Origin of the sequence: Nocardioides sp. NPDC051685, from assembly GCF_044453405.1 — a bacterium.
Classification (GTDB): domain Bacteria; phylum Actinomycetota; class Actinomycetes; order Propionibacteriales; family Nocardioidaceae; genus Nocardioides.
Genome location: NZ_JBITCR010000009.1, coordinates 1 through 19687, shown reverse-complemented (window position 1 = coordinate 19687; position 19687 = coordinate 1). Strand labels below are relative to the sequence as shown.

The 19687-nt window shown below is 70.2% G+C and carries 19 protein-coding genes; 6 read left to right on the top strand and 13 right to left on the bottom strand.

Annotation, left to right across the window (positions count from 1 at the left end):
• Window positions 1-110 precede the first annotated feature (110 nt).
• Window positions 111-680: a TetR/AcrR family transcriptional regulator C-terminal domain-containing protein gene (locus tag ACIA03_RS22595; protein WP_396986700.1), complete on the bottom strand. Its 570-nt coding sequence runs from the start codon at window positions 678-680 to the stop codon at window positions 111-113.
• Between the two features lie 111 nt (window positions 681-791).
• On the opposite strand from ACIA03_RS22595, the gene ACIA03_RS22590 reads away from it, so the two are divergent.
• The 3 genes from ACIA03_RS22590 to ACIA03_RS22580 are packed head-to-tail and all read left to right on the top strand — an operon-like array spanning window position 792 to window position 2699.
• Window positions 792-1400 (top strand): biotin transporter BioY, encoded by a 609-nt coding sequence (locus ACIA03_RS22590; protein ID WP_396986698.1) that lies wholly within the window; start codon window positions 792-794, stop codon window positions 1398-1400.
• Complete coding sequence (locus ACIA03_RS22585) at window positions 1393-2097, top strand: energy-coupling factor ABC transporter ATP-binding protein (RefSeq protein WP_396986696.1); 705 nt, start codon at window positions 1393-1395, stop codon at window positions 2095-2097. The genes ACIA03_RS22590 and ACIA03_RS22585 overlap by 8 nt, the downstream gene beginning before the upstream one ends.
• Window positions 2094-2699, top strand: a complete 606-nt coding sequence (locus tag ACIA03_RS22580) for a CbiQ family ECF transporter T component (RefSeq protein WP_396986694.1) — start codon at window positions 2094-2096, stop codon at window positions 2697-2699. The genes ACIA03_RS22585 and ACIA03_RS22580 overlap by 4 nt, the downstream gene beginning before the upstream one ends.
• 188 nt (window positions 2700-2887) lie before the next feature.
• Here the strand turns inward: ACIA03_RS22580 and ACIA03_RS22575 are convergent, their stop codons facing one another.
• The 8 genes from ACIA03_RS22575 to ACIA03_RS22540 all read right to left on the bottom strand — a co-directional run bounded on the left by ACIA03_RS22575 (window position 2888) and on the right by ACIA03_RS22540 (window position 11871).
• Complete coding sequence (locus ACIA03_RS22575) at window positions 2888-4294, bottom strand: amidase (protein WP_396986692.1); 1407 nt, start codon at window positions 4292-4294, stop codon at window positions 2888-2890.
• Between the two features lie 9 nt (window positions 4295-4303).
• Window positions 4304-5260: a GNAT family N-acetyltransferase gene (locus tag ACIA03_RS22570; RefSeq protein ID WP_396986690.1), complete on the bottom strand. Its 957-nt coding sequence runs from the start codon at window positions 5258-5260 to the stop codon at window positions 4304-4306.
• A gap of 102 nt (window positions 5261-5362) precedes the next feature.
• Window positions 5363-5902, bottom strand: a complete 540-nt coding sequence (locus tag ACIA03_RS22565; RefSeq protein WP_396986688.1) for an NADPH-dependent FMN reductase — start codon at window positions 5900-5902, stop codon at window positions 5363-5365.
• A gap of 64 nt (window positions 5903-5966) precedes the next feature.
• Window positions 5967-7577 (bottom strand): citramalate synthase, encoded by a 1611-nt coding sequence (gene cimA, locus ACIA03_RS22560; protein ID WP_396986686.1) that lies wholly within the window; start codon window positions 7575-7577, stop codon window positions 5967-5969.
• A gap of 176 nt (window positions 7578-7753) precedes the next feature.
• Complete coding sequence (locus ACIA03_RS22555) at window positions 7754-9259, bottom strand: protein kinase (protein WP_396986684.1); 1506 nt, start codon at window positions 9257-9259, stop codon at window positions 7754-7756.
• 177 nt (window positions 9260-9436) lie between these two features.
• Complete coding sequence (locus ACIA03_RS22550) at window positions 9437-10516, bottom strand: branched-chain amino acid aminotransferase (protein WP_396986682.1); 1080 nt, start codon at window positions 10514-10516, stop codon at window positions 9437-9439.
• A 119-nt stretch (window positions 10517-10635) separates the two neighbouring features.
• Window positions 10636-11691: a 3-isopropylmalate dehydrogenase gene (locus tag ACIA03_RS22545; RefSeq protein ID WP_396986680.1), complete on the bottom strand. Its 1056-nt coding sequence runs from the start codon at window positions 11689-11691 to the stop codon at window positions 10636-10638.
• A 9-nt stretch (window positions 11692-11700) separates the two neighbouring features.
• Window positions 11701-11871 (bottom strand): hypothetical protein, encoded by a 171-nt coding sequence (locus tag ACIA03_RS22540; RefSeq protein WP_396986678.1) that lies wholly within the window; start codon window positions 11869-11871, stop codon window positions 11701-11703.
• A 267-nt stretch (window positions 11872-12138) separates the two neighbouring features.
• On the opposite strand from ACIA03_RS22540, the gene ACIA03_RS22535 reads away from it, so the two are divergent.
• Window positions 12139-12708: an O-methyltransferase gene (locus ACIA03_RS22535; RefSeq protein ID WP_396986676.1), complete on the top strand. Its 570-nt coding sequence runs from the start codon at window positions 12139-12141 to the stop codon at window positions 12706-12708.
• Between the two features lie 108 nt (window positions 12709-12816).
• Here ACIA03_RS22535 and efeB read toward each other — a convergent pair whose 3' ends face one another.
• The 4 genes from efeB to ACIA03_RS22515 all read right to left on the bottom strand — a co-directional run bounded on the left by efeB (window position 12817) and on the right by ACIA03_RS22515 (window position 17594).
• Window positions 12817-14067, bottom strand: coding sequence for an iron uptake transporter deferrochelatase/peroxidase subunit (gene efeB / locus ACIA03_RS22530; RefSeq protein WP_396986674.1), 1251 nt, complete (start codon window positions 14065-14067; stop codon window positions 12817-12819).
• Window positions 14067-15272, bottom strand: a complete 1206-nt coding sequence (gene efeO / locus ACIA03_RS22525) for an iron uptake system protein EfeO (RefSeq protein WP_396986672.1) — start codon at window positions 15270-15272, stop codon at window positions 14067-14069. Before efeO ends, efeB begins: the two co-directional genes overlap by 1 nt.
• Window positions 15262-16806, bottom strand: a complete 1545-nt coding sequence (gene efeU / locus ACIA03_RS22520; protein WP_396986670.1) for an iron uptake transporter permease EfeU — start codon at window positions 16804-16806, stop codon at window positions 15262-15264. Before efeU ends, efeO begins: the two co-directional genes overlap by 11 nt.
• Window positions 16807-16898: 92 nt before the next feature.
• Window positions 16899-17594, bottom strand: coding sequence for a DsbA family oxidoreductase (locus tag ACIA03_RS22515; protein WP_396986668.1), 696 nt, complete (start codon window positions 17592-17594; stop codon window positions 16899-16901).
• A 159-nt stretch (window positions 17595-17753) separates the two neighbouring features.
• On the opposite strand from ACIA03_RS22515, the gene ACIA03_RS22510 reads away from it, so the two are divergent.
• Together ACIA03_RS22510 and ACIA03_RS22505 are read left to right on the top strand one after the other, a co-directional pair.
• Window positions 17754-18671: an ABC transporter ATP-binding protein gene (locus ACIA03_RS22510; protein ID WP_396986666.1), complete on the top strand. Its 918-nt coding sequence runs from the start codon at window positions 17754-17756 to the stop codon at window positions 18669-18671.
• Window positions 18668-19483, top strand: a complete 816-nt coding sequence (locus tag ACIA03_RS22505) for an ABC transporter permease (RefSeq protein WP_396986664.1) — start codon at window positions 18668-18670, stop codon at window positions 19481-19483. Before ACIA03_RS22510 ends, ACIA03_RS22505 begins: the two co-directional genes overlap by 4 nt.
• Window positions 19484-19687: the final 204 nt, after the last annotated feature.

Genomic DNA, 19687 nt, shown 5'->3' with positions numbered 1-19687 from the left:
CAACGTGAACCCTGGGAGCGCCACGCGCACCAGGTACGCCTCGCGCTCCCAGGGTCGGCGCTCACGGTGCGCACGGCGCGGTTCCGCGACCCGGTCGCAGGCGCCGGACCTCAGTGGTCGAGCGAGGCCTCGCGGACGGCCTTGGCCATGGAGATGCCTGCGGCGATCAGGCCGAGGCCGGTGACGAAGTCGTCGGTGTCGCGTACGTCGTCCTCGATCGCACCCGCCGCGGCGGCCTGGAGGTGCGTCTGCTCGTCGACGGCGTGGCCGTAGACGAAGTGGAGCAGGGTGCGGGCGGCGACGGGGGCGAGATCGCCGAGGCCGCCGTCGTTCAGGGCGGCGACGAGGTCGTCGTAGGGCTGGGTCGCGCCGAGCCCGAAGGCCCACACGGTGGCGACGACCTCGGCGCCATCACGGTAGGCCAGCAGCGAGTCGCGCAGGTCGGTGCAGATGCCGGTGAGGCGTACGTCCCAGGCCCCCGACGGCTCGTGCCGGCCGCGGAGCAGGATCTCGTCGGCCACCGCGGCCAGCAGCGACTGCTTGTTGGCGAAGTGGTGGTAGAGCGCGCTGGGGCGTACGCCGAGCTCGGTGCCGAGGCGGCGCATGGTCAGGTCGGCGAGACCGTAGTCGTCGAGGACCTGCAGCGCGCGGGCGACGACGTCCTCGCGGCGGTATCGCATGTTGCTCCCAGGGGCCGGTTGGTGGGACGAAGTGGACGAAGGCGTACGTCGACCTTAACCTGAACACCGTTCACCTGACCAAGGTTCAGGTCTGAGTACGCAGGAGCGAGTATGACCGAGTCCCCCACGAGCACCGACGAGACCCCGGCGGCGAAGACGTCGCGGCTCGACACCACCGACCTCGCGCTGATCGCTGCGTTCGCGGCGCTGATCGCGGTCTGCTCCTACCTCGCTGCCATCCCGATCGGCGGCGCCGGCGTACCGCTGACGCTGCAGGGTTTCGCGCTCCTGCTGACCGGCGCCCTGCTGGGCCCGCTGCGCGGCACCGCCGCGGTCGTGCTCTACCTGCTCCTCGGCGTTGCCGGCCTCCCGGTCTTCGCGGGCCACTCCTCCGGTCCCGGCGTCCTCGTCGGCGTCACCGGTGGCTACCTGTGGTCGTTCCCGGTCATGGTGCTCACCGTCGGGCTTCTGGTGAAGTACGTCCTGCGCGCCCGCCGCACCAACCCCGTCCTCGTCTTCGCCGCCGGAGTCGTCGGTGTCGTGATCAACCACATCGGCGGGATCATCGGGATGGCCATCGTGCTCCACGTCGGCCTGCCCCAGGCGGCCGGGTTCGACGCTCCCTACTGGATCGGTGACCTCATCAAGGCCGCCGTCGCCGCGGTCGTCGCCTCCCAGGTCCACCGAGCCTTCCCGAAGCTGCTCGCCCGACGTGCCTGAGATCCGCTTCGAGGCCGCCGAGGTCCGGGTCGAGTCCTCGGATCTCGGCGGCTCACGCGCCATCCTGCAGCCCACCACGCTGTCCATGACCGAGCAGCGGATCGGGGTCATCGGCAGCAACGGCTCGGGCAAATCGACCCTCGCCCGTCTCATCAACGGGCTGGTGCTGCCGAGCGCCGGGAGCGTCACCGTGGGCGGCCTCGACGTCGCCCGGCAGGGCGCTGCGGTGCGCCGCCGGGTCGGTTTCACCTTCACCGATCCGGCCGCCCAGCTGGTGATGCCGACCTGCGTCGAGGACGTCGAGCTGTCGCTGCGCCGGACCGTGAAGGACCGCGTACGCCGCAGGCAGGTCGCCCTCGAGACCCTGGCCCGCTTCGGGCTCTCCGAGCGGGCCGAGGTCAGCGTGCACGCGCTCTCCGGCGGCCAGCGCCAGCTGCTCGCCCTGGCCGGGGTGCTCGCCACCTCGCCGGAGGTGCTGGTCGCCGACGAGCCGACGACGCTCCTCGACCTGCGCAACACCCGGATGGTCGGCGACCTGCTCTTCTCCCTGCCGCAGCAGCTGGTCCTCGTCACCCACGACCTCGACCTCGTACGCCGCTGCGACCGCGTCCTCGTCGTCGAGGACGGCCTGGTCTGCTACGACGGCGACGCCGAGGCCGCGGTGGCGCACTATGTGGGGGCGGTGAGCCGGGGATGAGCATGACGGTCGGGCTCTACCGCCCGGGCAACACCGTGCTCCACCGGCTTCCGGTGGGCGCCAAGCTGCTCGGCCTGGCCGTCATCAGCGTCGCGATCGTGGCGCTGCGCGGACCGATCCTCGCGGTCGGCTTCCTCGTGCTTGCTGTCGCGCTCGCGCTCGTCGGTCGGCTCGACCTGGTGGCCACCGCGCGGGCGCTGCGCACGGTGCTGGTCATCGCCGTGTTCGTCGCGGTGCTGCAGTGGTGGCTGTTCACCTTGCCTCGGGCGGTGGAGTCCCTGCTCGATCTCGTCTCCCTCGCCCTGGTCGCGCTCACGCTGACCGTGACCACACCGACCACCGAGACGCTCGACGCCGTGGTCCGCTGGATCCGTCCGCTGCACCGCGTCGGGATCGACCCCGAGCGGGTCGCACTCACGATCGCGATGGCCATCCAGGCCCTCCCCGGCACGCTGACTCTCGCCCAGGAGACCCGCGACGCCGCCCGCGCCCGCGGCCTCGGCCGCTCCCCCCGCGCCTACCTCACCCCCTTCGTCATCCGCGTCGTCGCCCGCGCCCACGAGACCGGCGACTCCCTCAAAGCCCGCGGCCTCGGCGACTGACCCCTCCCGAGGCGTCACGTACGTCGGCCGAGGCGTCACCCCGGTCGGTCGAGGCGTCACTCCGGTCGCCCGAAGTGGCACCTCGGTGACATCTCGGCCGACGCAAGTGACGGCTCGGCCGACGCAAGTGACGGCTCGACCGACGTACCTGACGCCTCGGCCGACGGGGGCGCCGGCTCGGCGAGGACTTACCAGCCGGGAGGGAGGCGGTGGTCCCAGAGAGCGGCGTCCTCGATCTGGGCCGAGAGGGAGAGCAGGAGGGACTCCTCGGCGGGGCGGGCGGCGAGCATGACGCCCACCGGGAGGCCGGACGGGGTCCAGTGGAGGGGCAGGGAGATGGCGGGCATGCCGGTGACGTTCCAGGCGGAGGTCCAGGGGGTGAACTCCTTCTGCGCCTGGAAGTCGCCCGCGGGGTCGGCGTCGTCGCGGATCGCGCCGACCTTCGGCGGCGGCGTGGCGAGGGTCGGGGTGAGCACGGCGTCGTAGGGGGCCAGCGCCTCGAGCGCTCCGGCGGCGAAGCGGCGCAGCTCCGCGATCGCCAGCCCGAACTCGGGCCCGCTGACCGCCTCGCCGCACTCGGTGAGCCAACGGGTCAGGGGCCGGATCTGAGACCGTTGCTCAGGGGTCAGATTGACCACCGACATGGCGGTGCCGACGGCCCAGACCGTCTCGAAGACCGCGACCGCCTCCGCCGGCAACGGCCGCGGGATGTCGACGATCTCGTGCCCCAGCGACTCCAACAACGCCGAGGCGTTCTCCCAGGCCGCGACGCACTCGGCGTCGACCGTGGTCGGCGCGATCAGCGGCTCGATGAACCGGGCGATCCGCAACCGCCCCGGCGGCCGCTCGCAGGCGTCCAGGAACGGCAAGGGCTCCTCGGGAGCCCAGAACGGATCACCCGTACGCCGCCCCGCGAGCACATCGAGGAAGGCCGCCGCGTCCCGCACCGACCGAGCGATCGGACCGGCGGTGGCGAGCCCCGCCGCGTCGCCGTACATCGGCGATGGCGAGATCCGCCCGCGGGTGGGCTTCAGGCCGACCAGCCCGCAGCACGAGGCCGGGATGCGGATCGAGCCGCCGCCGTCGGAGCCCTGCGCGACCGGGACGAGCCCGGCGGCCACCGCCGCGGCAGCACCTCCGGAGGAGCCACCGGCGATCCGCGTACGGTCCCAGGGGGTGACGGCGGGCGGAGCGACATCCGGCTCGGTGTAGCAGGGCGAGCCGAACTCGGGGGTGTTGGTCTTTCCGAGCGAGATCATCCCGGCCGCCTCGATCGAGAGCGTCACGTTGTCGGACACGTCGGGGACGAAGTCGGCGAAGACCGCCGACCCGAAGGTCGTACGCACCCCACGGGTGAGGTTGAGGTCCTTGATCGCGGTGGGTACGCCCCACAGCGGTGAGGCACCGACCGGCTTGACCGCGAGCTCCCGAGCGCACGTCGAGATCCGCTCCTCCGCCACGGTGACGAAGGCGCCGACGTCGTCGAGCCGGGCGATCCTGTCGAGATAGTGCTCGGCGAGCTCCCCCGGGGAGACCTCGCATCGATGCAGCAGCTCTCCCTGTTCCAGGGCGGTCAGGTCATGAAGCTCGGCCACCCCTGCAGGCTAACGCCACTCGTCCTCGAGCATCGCGTAGTGCACCAATGTCGTCCACTCCCCCTTGAACCACTCGGCGTCCCGCTCGACCGCCTCCTTCCGCATCCCGAGCCGCTCGACCACCCGCGCCGAGGCCTCGTTGCGCTCGTCGATCCGGGCGGTCACCCGGTGCAGGCCGAGCCCGTCGAACGCCAGCCCCAGCAGCGCCCGTGCGGTCTCGGTGGCGAAGCCCTGCCCGTGGAACTCCGGGTTGAAGGCGTACCCGATCTCCCCCGACCGCTGCTTCTTGCTGTGCCAGAACAGCACCACGTCGCCGATCAGCCGCCCGCTGTCCCGGTGTTCGACGGCGAGCGAGAGTACGTCACCCTCCATGCGCAGCACCGAGGGCCGCTTCCACGCCGCATAGGACTCCCGCAGCGCGTCGCGGTCCTTCGGCACCGGCGGAATGTAACGGCACACGTCCTCGCGCGAGAGGTAGGCGTGCAGATCCTCCAGGTCGCGAGCGACATCGATCGGGCGCAGCAGCAACCGCTCGGTGGCGATCGGATAGTCCGGCGCGAGCACAGGCTCGGCAAGCTCCTCGAAGACCGTCAGATGTACGTCACCTGGCCCGTCCAGGCGCGCATTGAGCGAGTCCCACGGGGTTCGGGTCGGCGCTGCGACGAGCGCGGCACCGCCGTCCACGAGCCGGTCGGCCAAGGTGGTGGCGTCGGCGACCTCGAACGCCACCCGCATGTGCCCGGCCACCGGGCGCCCGACCTCGACCTCGTCGATGTAGGCGTGCTGGGCCGGGTTGGCGAGCTCGAGCGTCGCCCGGCCGGCGTCGAGGATGGTCACATGAGCCTCGCCGGGGCCTACGATCGCGGCCTGCTCCGGAAGGCCGAGGGTGTCGCGGTAGAACGCCACCGCCTGCTCGTAGTCCTTCGCCTCGACCACCAACCGGAGCTGCTTCACGGGTCCACTCATGCCCGCAACCTAAAGCCGAATGTCCCATCACGCACGCGATAAATGACGAAGGTCAGGTCTCCCCCCGGAAACCTGACCTCGTGGTGCCGCCTGGATGGGGACTCAGGCGGCTGCCGCCTGGAAGCCCGCGAGCTTCTCGACGGCCTCCTTGAACCGGGCCTGCGCGTCGGCGTCGGTGAAGACGTCGATCTCGTGGACCGGCTGGGAGACGATCGCGTCCTCGACGACGATGGCGCCGCCGATGCCGGCCGAGCGGGCGGCGTCGGCGTGGGACCACTTGGCACCGTAGGGGGTCGGGGCGACGCCGACGACGGAGAGGATCTTGCCCTTGAGCACGCCGGCGGCGTACGGACGGGAGAGCCAGTCGATCGCGTTGTTGATCACGGCAGGCATGGTGCCGTTGTACTCGGGCGTCACGATGAGCACGCGGTCGGCCGCGTCGATCACCTTGCGGAACTGGGTCACGGCCTCGCCCGGGTCGGCCTCGAGGTCCTCGTTGAAGAACGGCAGCTCCGCGAGGCCGTCGACGATCTCCAGCACGACACCCTCAGGCGCCTCGGCGACGAGCTTCTCGGCGAGCTTGCGGTTGATGGAGTCGGCGCGGAGGCTGCCAACGAGTACGGCGATGCGGGTGTCGGTCACGGGTTCTCCTCGTGGGACGCGGATAGTTCAATGTTGAAGTGTCCAACGTCGTCCTCGCGGAGATTCATTCCGTGTCGGGCGCCTCCGGGCGTGTGGTCTCGCCCACATGCCGGCGCAGCCCGAAGGTCAGGCCGTCGACCAGCGCCTCCCAGGACGCCTCGATCACGTTCGAGCCGACCCCGACCGTCGTCCAGGACGTCGTGCCGTCGGAGGTCTCGATCAGCACCCGCGTCTTCGCGTCGGTGCCGTGCCCCTGGTCGAAGATCCGCACCTTGAAGTCGATCAGGTCGAAGTCGGCGACCACCGGGAAGGCGCGGGTGATCGCGGCCCGCAGCGCCTGGTCGAGCGCGTTGACCGGGCCGTTGCCCTCGCCGGTCTCGACGTGCCGTACGCCGGCGGCGTGGATCTTCACGATCGCCTCGGTGGTCGAAGCTGTCTCCGGGCCGCCGCCACGAGCCTCGGAGATGACCCGCCAGGACTCGACGTCGAAGTAGGAGGGACGCGAGCCCTCCACCTCCTCGATCAGGAGCAGCTCGAAGGAGGCGTCGGCCGCCTCGAAGGTGTAACCCTGCTCCTCGAGCGCCTTCACCCGGCCGGTCACCCGGGTCACCAGGTCACGGTCGTCGGAGAGGTCGTAGCCGAGCTCGCGCCCCTTCAGCTCGATCGAGGCCCGTCCGGCCATGTCGGAGACCAGCAGCCGCATGTCGTTACCGACGCCGGCCGGGTCCATGTGCTGGTAGAGGTTGGGGTCGACCTTGATCGCCGAGGCGTGCAGCCCGGCCTTGTGGGTGAACGCAGAGGCGCCCACGTACGGCTGCCGGCCCGCGGGCGGCACGTTGGTCACCTCGGCGACCGCATGGGCGACCCGGGTCGCCTCGCCCAGCAGCCCCGTCGGCAGCACCTCACGGCCCAGCTTGAGCTGCAGGTTGGCGACCACGGAGACGAGGTCGGCATTGCCCGTACGCTCCCCGTAGCCGTTGATGCAGCCCTGGACGTGCATCGCGCCGGCGTCCACGGCGGCCAGCGAGTTGGCGACGGCACACCCGGTGTCGTTGTGGCAGTGGATCCCGACCGCGCCGCGGGTGTGCTCGCGGACGTCGTGGACGACGTCGGCCACCCAGGACGGGAGCATCCCGCCGTTGGTGTCGCACAGCGCGACCACCTCGGCACCCGCCTCGTAGGCGGTCTTGAGGACCTCCATCGCGTAGTCGCGGTTGGCCCGGTAGCCGTCGAAGAAGTGCTCGGCGTCGAGGAAGACCTGCTGGCCCTCCTCGCGCAGGTGGGAGACGGTGTCGCGGATCATCGCGAGGTTCTCCTCGAGCGTGGTGCGCAGCGCGAGCTCGACGTGACGGTCGTGGGACTTCGCGACCAGGGTGACGACGCTCGCGCCCGAGTCCCGCAGGGCCGCCACCTGGGGGTCGTCGGCCGCCCGCACCCCGGCCCGGCGGGTCGACCCGAAGGCCGCCAGCCGGGCGTGCTTGAGGTCGAGCTCGTCGACCGCTCGGCGGAAGAACTCGGTGTCCTTCGGGTTCGCGCCGGGCCAGCCGCCCTCGATGAACCCGACACCCAGACCGTCGAGGTGCCGCGCGATCGCGAGCTTGTCGGCGACGCTGAGATTGAGGCCCTCCTGCTGCGCACCGTCGCGCAGAGTGGTGTCGTAGACGTGGAATTCCATGGGGCTGTGTCCTCGGGCTGGGCTGAATCTGGGGTCTGGGGCTGGGCAACAAAAAACCCTCTCGGGAACGAGAGGGTGGCGCGTCGGGCAGGGCTCGACGCGCTAGCGAATGATGATGACGTGGTTCGTCATAGCCCTGATACTGCCACGAAATCTTCATCCGTGGGACGAGCGTCTCACCAGCCGAGGAGCTCGACCCACCACGGCTCGTCGCCGCCGGAGAACTGCGAGCCCTCCTCGGCGAGGGTCTGGATCGGGAAGAGCGCCAGGGTGAGGACCACGGCGAACCCGAGGATCCACGGCACCCAGCGCGCCGAGATCCGGTGCACCACCCTGGTCACCGGGTCGCGCAGTCGGTCGCGGCCGGAGCCGGTCCACAGCGCGGTCACGAAGGCCGCCCCGGCGAGGCTCAGCGCGGCCTCCAGCGAGAGCTGCAAGGCGTAGCCGATCAGCACCGCGGCCACGACGAACCCGAAGCCCCACACCCCGACCACGAAGGTCTTCGGGAGGGAGCGGACCAGCCGCCAGGGCGCGCCGATCAGGAGCCGGGGCGCGTCGTGCCACTTACGGCCGCGATACCAGCGCCAGCGGCGCAGGTCACCGGCAGCCAGGGTGCCGGCGCGGATCAGCCAGGCGGCACCGAGCACGGTCAGGAAACCGACGCTCGGGAACGCCGCGATCACGCCGACGGCGAAGGCCAGCAGCCCGAGCCAGACGGCCGCACGGCGCAGCTTCTCCAGCCGCGGGTCGTGGCGGGGGCCGAACGGAGCGGCCAGCGGGAACGGCGCTGCCGGGGTGGTGGCCCTCTCCCGCTCGGCCCGGTCGCTCAGCGAGAGCTGCTCGACCGGCTTGTGCACGAACGGCCGGCGCGGCGTACGCAGCCACTCGCGGACCTCGTCCAGCGTCGGACGGTCGGCGGGTTCGGGTGAGAGCGCCTGGCCGAGCAGCCCGCGCAGCGGCTGCGGCACGCCCGCCAGGTCGTACTCACCGCGCCGGGCGCGGTCCATCAGCTTCATCGAGTTGCCCTCGCCGAAGGGCGGGCGGCCGGTCGCTGCGTACGCCACCACGGAGGCCCACGAGTGCACGTCCGAGGCCGGGGTGGCCGGGTCGCCGACCGCGATCTCGGGCGGGAGGTAGCCGGGTGTGCCGATCAGCAGGCCGGTCACGGTGATCTTCGGGTCGTCGGCGACGCGGGCCAGCCCGAAGTCGATCAGGATCGGGGTGCGCCCCTCGACGATGATGTTCGCGGGCTTGATGTCGCGATGAAGGACACCCACGGCGTGGCAGTCGGCGATGCCTTCGGCGAGGTCGCTGGCCAGCTGCTCGACCTCGTCACGGGTGAGCGGCCCGTCGTTGATGATCTTGTCGTGCAGCGTCGGGCCCGGGACGTAGCGTGTCGCCAACCACGGCACCTCGCCCCACGGGTCGGCACCGACCACCCCGGCGACCCACCTGCTCCGCACCCGTTGCAGCGAGGAGACCTCGCGCGCGAGCCGCTGGCGGCCCTCCTCGTCCCCCACGAACTGGGTACGCAGCACCTTCAGCGCCACCCGCTCACCGCTCGTGCGGTGGCTGGCCAGGTGGACCCGCCCCATCCCACCCTGCCCCAGCAGTGAGATCAGGTCGTAGTCACCAACGGTCTCCCGTTGGTTCGCCGGCGACCGGCGTGGGGCTGTCGTCACCCGACAAACCTTATCGGCCGCAGTCGACACCCCGCCCAGACGTCACTTACGTCGGCCGAGGCGTCACCTACGTCGGCCGAGATGGCACCGGCGTGCCACCTCGGCCGACCGGAGTGACGCTTCGACCTGCGTACCTGACGCTTCGACCGACGCGAGCGACTTCTCGGCCTCGGAGGGTCAGACGATCTTGCGCATCCAGCCGAAGGTGTCCTCGGCTCGACCGAACTGGATGTCGACGAGCTGCTTGCGGATGGTCTTCCAGACCTCGCCCTCGCCCGCGGAGGCGATGGAGCCGCCGTTGTAGACGAGCTCACCGACCGGGGTGACGACGGCGGCGGTGCCACAGGCGAAGACCTCGGTGATCTCGCCGGACTCGACACCGGTCTTCCACTCGTCGATGGCGAACTTGCGCTCCTCGACGGTGTAGCCGAGCTTGCCCGCGAGCTCGATGATGGAGGAGCGGGTGATGCCCTCGAGGATCGTGCCGGTCTCCGGGGTGACGATCCGGCCGTCGGCGTGGACGAAGTAGAGGTTCATGCCGCCGAGCTCCTCGACGTACTTGCCCTCCTGCGCGTCCAGGAACACCACCTGGTCGCAGCCGTTGGCCGACGCCTCGGCCTGGGCGACCAGCGAGGAGGCGTAGTTGCCACCGGTCTTCGCGGCGCCCATGCCGCCGCGACCGGCGCGGGTGTATTCCTCGGTGAGCCAGATCCGCACCGGCTTCACGCCGCCCTTGAAGTAGGAGCCGGCGGGCGAGGCGATGACCATGTAGGTCACGTGCTGGGCCGGGCGCACCCCGAGGAACGACTCCGAGGCGAACATGAAGGGCCGCAGGTAGAGGCTCTTCTCGTCGGTCTCGGATGCCTCGGGCACCCAGCGCCTGTCGACCTTGACGAGGTCGAAGACGGTCTGCACGAAGTCCTCGATCTCGAGGACGGGCAGCGCGAGCCGCTCGCTGGAGCGGGCCATCCGGGCGGCGTTGGCCTCGGGCCGGAACGCCCAGATCGAGCCGTCGGCGTGCCTGTAGGCCTTCATGCCTTCGAAGATCTCCTGGGCGTAGTGCAGCACGGCTGCCGACGGGTCCAGGCTGATCGGCGCGTACGCCTCGATGCGACCGTTGTGCCAGCCCTGTTCGGGCGTCCACTCGACGGTGAGCATGTGGTCGGTGAAATAGTTGCCGAAGCCTGGGTTCGCCAGGACTTCCGCGAGCTGCTTGTCGGTGGCCGGGTGGGTCGACAATGTGGTGCTGATCTCCATGACCATGAGATTAGTCCTGTTCTGCGAGAGCTGTGCTTTTTGCGGGAGGGGTAAGTGATGGGGACAGACGAAGGGCCGGGCGCAGAATCTCTGCGCCCGGCCCCTTCAGGGATGAGCGTCTAGCCGGCTACGCGGGCGGCGATCGCGTCGCCGACCTCGGAGGTCGTACGTGGCTCGGTGCCGCGCTCGGAGAGGTCGGCGAGCACGGCGGCGTCGATGACGGCGGCAGCCTCGGGGTAGCCGAGGTGCTCGAGCAGAAGGGCCCCGGACAGGATGGCCGCGGTGGGGTCGGCCTTCTGCTGGCCGGCGATGTCGGGGGCGGAGCCGTGGACCGGCTCGAACATCGAGGGGAACTCCCGCGAGGAGTTGATGTTGCCGGAGGCGGCCAGGCCGATGCCGCCGGTGATGGCAGCGGCCAGGTCGGTGATGATGTCGCCGAAGATGTTGTCGGTGACGATCACGTCGAAGCGCGAGGGGTCGGTGGCGAGGAAGATCATCACCGCGTCGATGTGGAGGTAGTCCACGGTGACGTCGGGGAACTCCTCGGCGACCTGCTGGGTGATCCGCCACCACAGCGACCCGGCGTTGACGAGCACGTTGGTCTTGTGGACCAGGGTCAGCTTCTTGCGCGGGCGCGCCTGGGCACGGGCGAAGGCGTCGCGTACGACTCGCTCCACGCCGTAGGCGGTGTTGACCGAGGTCTCGGTGGCGACCTCGTGCGGGGTTCCGACCCGCATCGCGCCACCGTTGCCGGTGTAGAGGCCCTCGGTGCCCTCGCGCACCACGACGAAGTCGATCTCGCCCTTGTCGAGCACGGCCGGCGACAGCGGGGAGATCGCCCCCGGGAAGAGCCGCGACGGGCGCAGGTTGACGTAGTGGTCGAGCTCGAAACGGAGCTTGAGCAGCAGCCCGCGCTCCAGGATGCCGGGAGGCAGGTTCGGGTCGTTCGGCTTGCCGCCGATCGCGCCGAGCAGGATGGCGTCCTGCTCCTTGATCTCGGCGAGAACGGACTCGGGGAGCACCTCACCGGTGGCGAGATAGCGCTCGGCGCCGAGGTCGTAGCGGGTCTGCTCGAACTTCACCGGAGAGGCGATCTCGAGCACCTTCAGCGCCTCGGCGGTCACCTCCGGTCCGATGCCGTCGCCGGGGATCACTGCGAGGTTGGTCGTAGACATACGGCGAGACTAGTTGTCGTCGGGCCGCTGGCCGCCGTTGTCCCGCAGATCGAGCGCCTGCTGGACCGCGGCGATGGTGTTCTCGACGCTGTGCGGGTTGTCCGGGTCGTGGCTCGCCGGGCCCCACTCGCGGCCACGCTCATTGAAATCGGCGGGGCTCTCTGGGTACATCGCGTACATGGCTTCTTCCTTCACACGTCAGGGAAACAGAGGGTGTGGGAGAGAAGCCGGGGGTCTTTGGAAGACGGAAGCCACCGCGACGAGGTGGCTTCTCCTGCGGTCGTTACCGCTGGGCCCCGTCGCGGCACTCGAGTACGAGAAAAATGCTCCGCATGGTGAACTGACGGTAACCCGAGATGTCCGTCGCGTCATCGAATCTGGACCAAAGGTCCGACATCCGAGACACACATGCGGGCAAGACGCCCGAACATCGGGAAGACTGTTCCTGTGAGTGCACCTCCAGAGCTGCCGGACATCGTGACCCGCGCCTTCGACGTCTCCCGTCGCGCGGGCTATGTGTCGTTCTGTCGCAACGAGACCGGACGGCTGCTGGCGACCCTGGCTGCGACCCGGAGCGGCACCATGGCCGAGTTCGGCACCGGATGCGGGGTCGGCACCGCCTGGCTGCGCAGCGGCGTACGCGGCGAGGCCGCCCACATCGTCTCCGCCGAGCTCGACGAGCACCTCGCCAAGGAAGCCTCGGAGATCTTCGCCGACGACGAGCAGGTCGAGGTGATCGCCGCCGACTGGGCCATCCTCCGCGACCGCGGCCCGTTCGCGCTGCTCTTCCTCGACGCCGAGACCCCCGGCGGGGTCTCCCCCGACCAGCTCGCCGACCTCGTCGAGGAGGGCGGCATCGTCGTCATCGACGACCTCATCCCCACCGACCTGTGGCCGCCGATCGTCTACGGCCGCGTCGACAGCCTGCGCGAGTCCTGGCTCACCGACGAGCGCTTCACCACCGTCGAGGTCATGGTAGCTCCCGACACCAGCGTCCTGATCGCCACGAAGCGCTGAGCGGCTCGCTGTTCCTTCGTCAAGGTATGCAGGCCAAGGCGCACATACCGTGTGGAGTTCCGCACGGGATGTGCGCCTTTTTCTGCATACCTTGACGAACAGTCACCCTCAGTCGAAGAGCTCCTGAGCCAGGAAGTGGCCGGTCTTCGGCGCGCGCGGGACGGCGAAGATCGCCGACCCGACGTGGGCGATGTACTCGTTGAGCAGATCGACGCGGCCGAGCTTGCGCTGCAGGTCGACGAAGGTCGCGGGGTCCTTCATGAAGGCGATGAAGAACAGCCCGGCGTCGAGCTGACCGAGCGAGTTGAGCCCGTCGGTGAAGTTGTAGCCGCGGCGCAGGATCTTGGCTCCCCCGTTGTTCTCCGAGGCCGCCAGGGCGACGTGGGAGGTGGGGTCGATGACCGGCTGGCCGTCGCGTACGGCCTTGAAGTCCGGGGTGTCGAACTCCTTCTCGCCGCTCAGCGGCGCACCCTCGGCCTTGTCGCGGCCGATGGTGAGGTGCTGGGTGTCGATGGTCGTGCCGTCCCAGACCTCGATGTCCATGTTGATCTTGCGGGTGACCAGGTAGCTGCCGCCCCGCATCCACGCCGGCTCGTCGGGGTCGGCGACCCAGACGAACTCGTCGAGGTCCTCCTCGGACTTGATGTTGCGGGTGCCGTCCTTGAGGCCCATCAGGTTGCGCGGCGTCTTCTGCCCCTTGCCCGCGGAGGCGCGACCGAAGCCGAGCACGGTCCAGCGGGTGGTGACCAGGCCACGTCCGATCCGGATCAGGTCGCGGATGGCGTGGTAGGCCACCTGCGGGTCGTCGGCGCAGGCCTGCAGGGCCAGGTCGCCGCCGCACAGCTCGGGCTTGAGCTCGTCGGAAGGCAGCCGCGGGATCTCGGCGAGCAGCTTCGGGCCGCGGCCGGCCAGGCCGAACCGGTCGTCGAAGAGTCCGGGCCCGAGACCGAGGGTGAGGGTGAGCGAGGCCGGCGAGAGGTCGTACGCCTCCCCCGTATCCTGCGGTACGCCGTTGCTCCGCGTCGGCTCGACGGAGCCGACCGGGTTGCCCTTCATCATCGTCGCCATGGCCGCCGACCAGCGCGCGAAGAGCACCTTCAGCTGCTCGGCGGTGGTGCCCTCGACGACGTCGAGGGACATGAAGACCAGGTGCCGCTGCGGCGGCGTGGCGATGCCGACCTGGTGGTCGCCGGTGTAGAAGTCGTACGCCTGGGAGAGGTCGAGCCCATCGGAGACCGCTGCTTCGGCAGGCGAGACGGCGCGACCGCCGAGGAAGCCGACCGCCGCCCCGGCCGCGGCGCCACCGCCGGCGCCGGCGAGGAGCCGGCGCCGGGAGAGACCCTTGCCTTCGGTGGTCATCAGGCCGTCGCCGCCTTCTCCGCCAGGCGGCCGAGGACGTCCTGGAGCGACTGCACGGTCGCCGACAGCTTCTTGCCGTCGGAGGCCTTCAGCTCGGCGGTGTAGGGACGGTAGCCGCCCAGCGCCTCGGGGTCCTTGTAGCCCTCGAGGTCGTCGGTGACGGCGGTGAACCGCTCGTCGATGGTCTTGACCAGCTCGGCGTCGATCTTCTCCAGACCCGGGCGGAGCGCGGCATAGGCCTGCTGGGCGCCCTCGACGTTGTTGGCGAAGTCGACCAGGTCGATGTGGCTGTAGGCCTCCTCCTCGCCGGTGATCTTGCCCGACTGGACCTCCTCGAGCAGCGCGGCGGCGCCGTTGGCGAGGTCCTCGGGCTTGAACTCCAGGGTCTTGCCGACCTTGGCGAGCTCGGTGACGTTGGTGACCAGGTCGGCGGCGTACTTCTTGGTCTGGTCGGTGATCTTCTTCGCCTGGAACAGGTCGCGCTCCACGGCGTGGAAGCCGCTCCAGCCGACCGCCTCGTCGAGGTTGGAGGCGCGCATGTCGATCAGGTAGTCGAGGTTGCCCTTGTTGTCGGTGGGCTCGAAGCCCTCCATCACGAAGCCCTCGACGTCGGACTCGATCTTCTCGTAGAAGGGCCGGGCGTCGGCGTAGGCCTTCTGTGCAGCGGCGACATCGCCGCTGTCGACGGCCTTCTGCAGCTTCTGGACACCGACGACCATCGCGTCGATCTGCGTGCGCACGTACGTGGTGTACTCCTCGGACCCGGAGGCGAGCAGCTCGGCGGCGTCGCCGGTCGGCTCGGCCGCGGCCTCACCCGTGACCTCGAAGGGAACCCGCTCGGCGGAGGCGCCCGGGCAGTAGATCTCGTAGTCGCCACCACCGAGGGTGAGCGTGAAGGAGGCACCCGGAAGGCCCGGGGCGAGGTTCTCCTTCTCGCCGAGGATCTTCTGGCCGTCCATCAGCTCGACCTCGGTGAGACCGGCCGCCGACTCGTTGGTGACCGTGAAGGTCACCGGTCCCGCCGCGGCGGTGTCGGTGTCGAGCTCGCAGACATCACCGTCGGCGCCGCTGACCAGGGTCACCGCGACCTGGCTCGCGCCCTTCTTCTTTGGCGCCGCCGAGTCGTCGGAGTCGCTGCCACAGGCAGCGAGGCCGGTCAGGCACAGCGCGGTGAGTGCTGCAACGGAGATCGCCTTACGCGACATGGGTGGTTCCTTCCACTGGTGACTCCTGGCGCGCGTCGCGGCCGGGGTCGTTGACGGCGCGCGGTTCGGTGGCGCGGCCGGGCCTGCGCAGGGACAGCCACAGGAGCAGCCCGGCGAGGACGATGAGGGCGACCGGCACCCAGTGCTTCCACAGCAGCCGATCGTGGGCGGCTCTGTCCGCCTCGGCGATCTTCGCGGACAGGTCCGTCGCGTAGGTCTTCTCGACCTGCAGCGCGGAGCCGTCCACGGTGAAGGTGCGCGGCGAGGTCAGGCCGCCGCCTTCGATCGTGAGCAGGAGCCTGCCGGTGGTGCGTACGTCGACCAGACCGCCGTCACGGCTCAGCACCGTGTGCCGGATGGTGTCGGTCCAACGGGCCTCGTACGGGCCCGGAGCGGTGGCGAGGTTGAGGCCGACCGGGACGCGGTTGCCGGTGTAGGTCAGCAGATCCTGGGCGGTGAGGGTGGCCGGCAGGTCGCCGGAGCCCTTCGCGTGCCAGGCGGTGTCGGCGATGCCGGTGTGGCCGGTGGGATCTGCGAGCTCGATCTTGTCGCTGTCCGCGGTCAGGGTCGCTCGGTCGCCGGCGACGGCCAGCACTGCCGTACGCCCGTCCGCCAGCGGTGCGTCGCGGGGCACGTCGACGCTCGGCAGCGGGACGAGGACGAAGAGCGCGGCGGCTCCCGCCACGGCGGCGACGGCGCCGCCGATCCGCAGTCGTCGCGCCAGTGCGGTGCCGGGACGGAGACTGGCAGGCAGGACGAGCATCGCGAGCATCGGCACCAGGTAGGCGATCCAGCCGAGCACCTCGATCACCCGCGGGTCGGCGGGAACGCCGAGGATGCCAGTGATCACCGCCGAGCGCACCGAGCCGTTGGGGATGAGCCAGGACAGGTCGACGGTGCGGCCCTGACCGACGGTCACCCAGCCCGCCTCGTGGCCCGTACGCAGCGCGAACATCACCAGCCCGGCCGCGACGAACACCAGGAACACGCCGGTGACCTGGAAGAACATCTTCAGGTTGAGCCGCAGCCCGCCGGCGTAGATGCCCCAGCCGAGGCCGATGGCGATCGCCAGCCCGAGCAGTGCGCCGACGATCGCGGCGGGCGCGCTGGTGGCGTTCTGGATCGTGGCGAGCAGGAACACGGAGGTCTCGAAACCCTCGCGCAGCACGGCCAGGAAGCCCATCAGCGCCATCGCGGTCAGCGTGCCGGCGCCGAGCGCGGCGGCGGCCGCCTTCTCGAGCTCGCCCTTGAGGCTGCGGGCGTGGGTGTGCATCCAGCGGATCATCCCGGTCACGAAGACGATCGCGATCACACCGATCACGCACTCGAGCATCTCCTGCTGCCGCTGCGGCAGCGCCTGCTCGAGGAGTCGCAGCGCGACCCCGACGGCGATGCTCAGCCCGATGCCGGCACCGACGCCGACCCACAGTCCGCGCAGCGGGGCGCCGTTGCGGCGCAGGAAGGTGGCGATGATCGACACGATCAGCGCCGCCTCGAGGCCCTCACGGAGACCGATGACGAACGTTGGCAGCATGCTCGCAGCGTAACCTTAGGTAAGGCTCACCTTGTAGACCGGGACCCAGAACTTTGCTCTGGGTCCCGTCCGCCCCCGGTGCTCAGGCGTGGTCAGATCGCGCAGCCGTCGGGACCGCAGGCGTCACCGTCGCCGAGGATCGTGAGTGCCGGCCTGGTCTCGGCGTGCACCTTCTCCAGCAGCTGGCTGAACAGGTCGGTCGGCTGGGCGCCGGAGACACCGTACTTCCCCTCGACGACGTAGAACGGCACCCCGGTGGCGCCGTAGGCGCGAGCCTGGTCGATGTCGGCCTGGACGTCGCCGGCGAACTCCTCGCTCGCGAGCACCTCGTCCACCCGGTCGGCGTCGAGACCGACGGCCACGGCGGACTGCTTCAGGATGGCGTGGTCGCCCATCGACTCGCCACGGGTGAAGTACGCAGCGAGCAGCTCCTCCTTGAGCACGGCCTGCTTGCCCTCGGTCTTGGCCAGGTGGAGCAGCCGGTGGGCGTCGATGGTGCGCGCGTGCGGGGTGTCCTCGTGACGGAACTCGAGCCCGGCCGCGGCGGCGGGAACGTTGGCCTGCTTCATCAGCTCGCGGGCCTGGTCGACGGAGGCACCGAACTTCTTGGCCAGGGCCTCGACGGTGGTCTCGACCGGCACCTGCGGAGCGGTCGGGTCGAGCTCGAAAGAGTGGTAGACGATCTCGACGTCGTCGCTGTGCGCGAAGCGCTCCAGGGCTTCCTCGAGGTGGCGCTTGCCGATGTAGCACCACGGACAGACGACGTCGGACCAGACATCAATACGCATGCCGTCGGAACGTTTGATTCGGTACGAAACATTCCGCAACGGACCGATCTACCCCGAGATGGTCTCAGGGGAGGTCAGGGGAAGGCCCCGGAGACCGCCAGGGATCTGCCAGGGATCTGCCCGAAGCGCGCGAGGCCGCCGGGGCGCGAGGCTCGGAGCATGATCCAGATCGATGCCCTCACCAAGAGGTACGGCAGGTTCACGGCCGTCGACAACGTGACCTTCACAGCCGAGCCCGGCCGGGTGACCGGCTTCCTCGGCCCCAATGGCGCCGGTAAGTCCACGACCATGCGCATCCTGGTCGGACTCACCGATCCGTCCTCCGGCAGCGCGCACCTCCTCGGCCGCCACTTCTCCCAGCTGCCCAACCCCGGTCGCGAGGTCGGGGTGCTCCTGGACGCCTCCGCCCAGCACGGCGGCCGCACCGGCCGCGAGATCCTCACTCTGGCCGCCCGCACGATGGGGCTGCCGACGTCGAGTGTCACCGAAACCCTGGAGCGGGTCAGCCTGACCGAGGAGGAGGCCGGACGCCGGGTACGCAACTACTCCCTCGGGATGCGGCAGCGGCTCGGGATCGCGACGGCCCTGATCGGCGACCCCGAGGTGCTGATCCTCGACGAGCCGGCCAACGGCCTCGACCCGGCCGGCATCCGCTGGATGCGCGACCTGCTGCGCGGCTTCGCCGACGACGGCGGCACCGTCCTGCTCTCCTCCCACCTGCTGCACGAGATCGAGGTCATCGCCGATGACATCGTGGTCATCGGCAACGGCCGGATCGTGGCGCAGGGCACCAAGCACGAGCTGCTCGCCAGCGGCGAGACATACGCCCGTTCCAGTGACGCCACCTCGCTCGGCCGAGCGCTCCAGCGGGCCGGCCACACCGCCGAGATCACCACCGAGGGCGCCGTCGTCAGCGACGCGGACCTCACCTCCGTCGGCCAGATCGCCTTCGACGCCGGACTCGTGCTGACCGAGCTCCGCGCCGCCGACGGCGCCGGCCTGGAGGAGATGTTCCTCCAGCTGACCGCCGAGACCCAGCGTGACCACCTCCAGACCCCGGAAAGGGATGCAGCATGACCACCACGACCCTCGCCCCGGAGCCGGTCAACCCGGCCATAGTGCGCCGCGAGCGGGCCGTACCGGCCCCCATCCCCTTCGGCCGCATCGCCGGCGTCGAGCTGCGCAAGATGTTCGACACCCGCTCGGGGTTCTGGCTGATGGCCAGCCTGGTCGTGCTCTCCCTGGCCGCGACCGCGGTGACGATCATCTTCGTCGACGCCGACAACCTCGACTACGAGGGCTTCGCCAGCGCCTGGGGCATGCCGATGTCGGTGCTCCTGCCGATGATCGCGGTGCTCGCGGTCACCAGCGAGTGGAGCGCACGCAGCGCCCTGACCACGTTCACCCTGGTCTCCGGCCGGGGCCGCGTGATCGCCGCGAAGGCGCTGGTCACCGCCGTGGTGGGCGTCGTCGCCATCGCGGTCGCGGCGGCCGTCGGAGCCCTCGGCTACCTCGGCGTGGCTGCCGTCATGGATCTCGACCCGGTGTGGAACATCTCGTTCACCGAGCTCGCCCAGGTCACCCTGGCCAGCGAGATCGGCATGTTCATGGGCTTCATGCTCGGCACGGTGTTCCGCAGCTCGCCGGGAGCGATCGTGGCCTACTTCGTCTACGCCCTCGTCCTGCCCGGCGTCTCCTCGGCACTGGCCTCGACGAACACCTGGTGGGCCGAGCACGCCACCTGGTTCGACCTCAACTGGGCGACCATGAACCTCTACTCCGAGATGACCGACAAGATGTGGGCCCAGCTCGGAGTGGCGGGCCTGATCTGGCTAGTGATCCCGATGCTCGTAGGCCTCCGCCTCGTCCTGCGCTCCGAGGTCAAATAACCCGCCGAGTCGGCGCGACCGTCCCACCCACAACGGCCGAGTCGGCGCGACTGTCCCACCCACAACGGCCGAGTCGACGCGACTGTCCCACCCACAACGGCCGAGTCGGCGCGACTGTCCCACCCACAACGGCCGAGTCGGCGCGACTGTCCCACCCACAACGGCCGAGTCGGCGCGACTGTCCCACCCACAACGGCCGAGTCG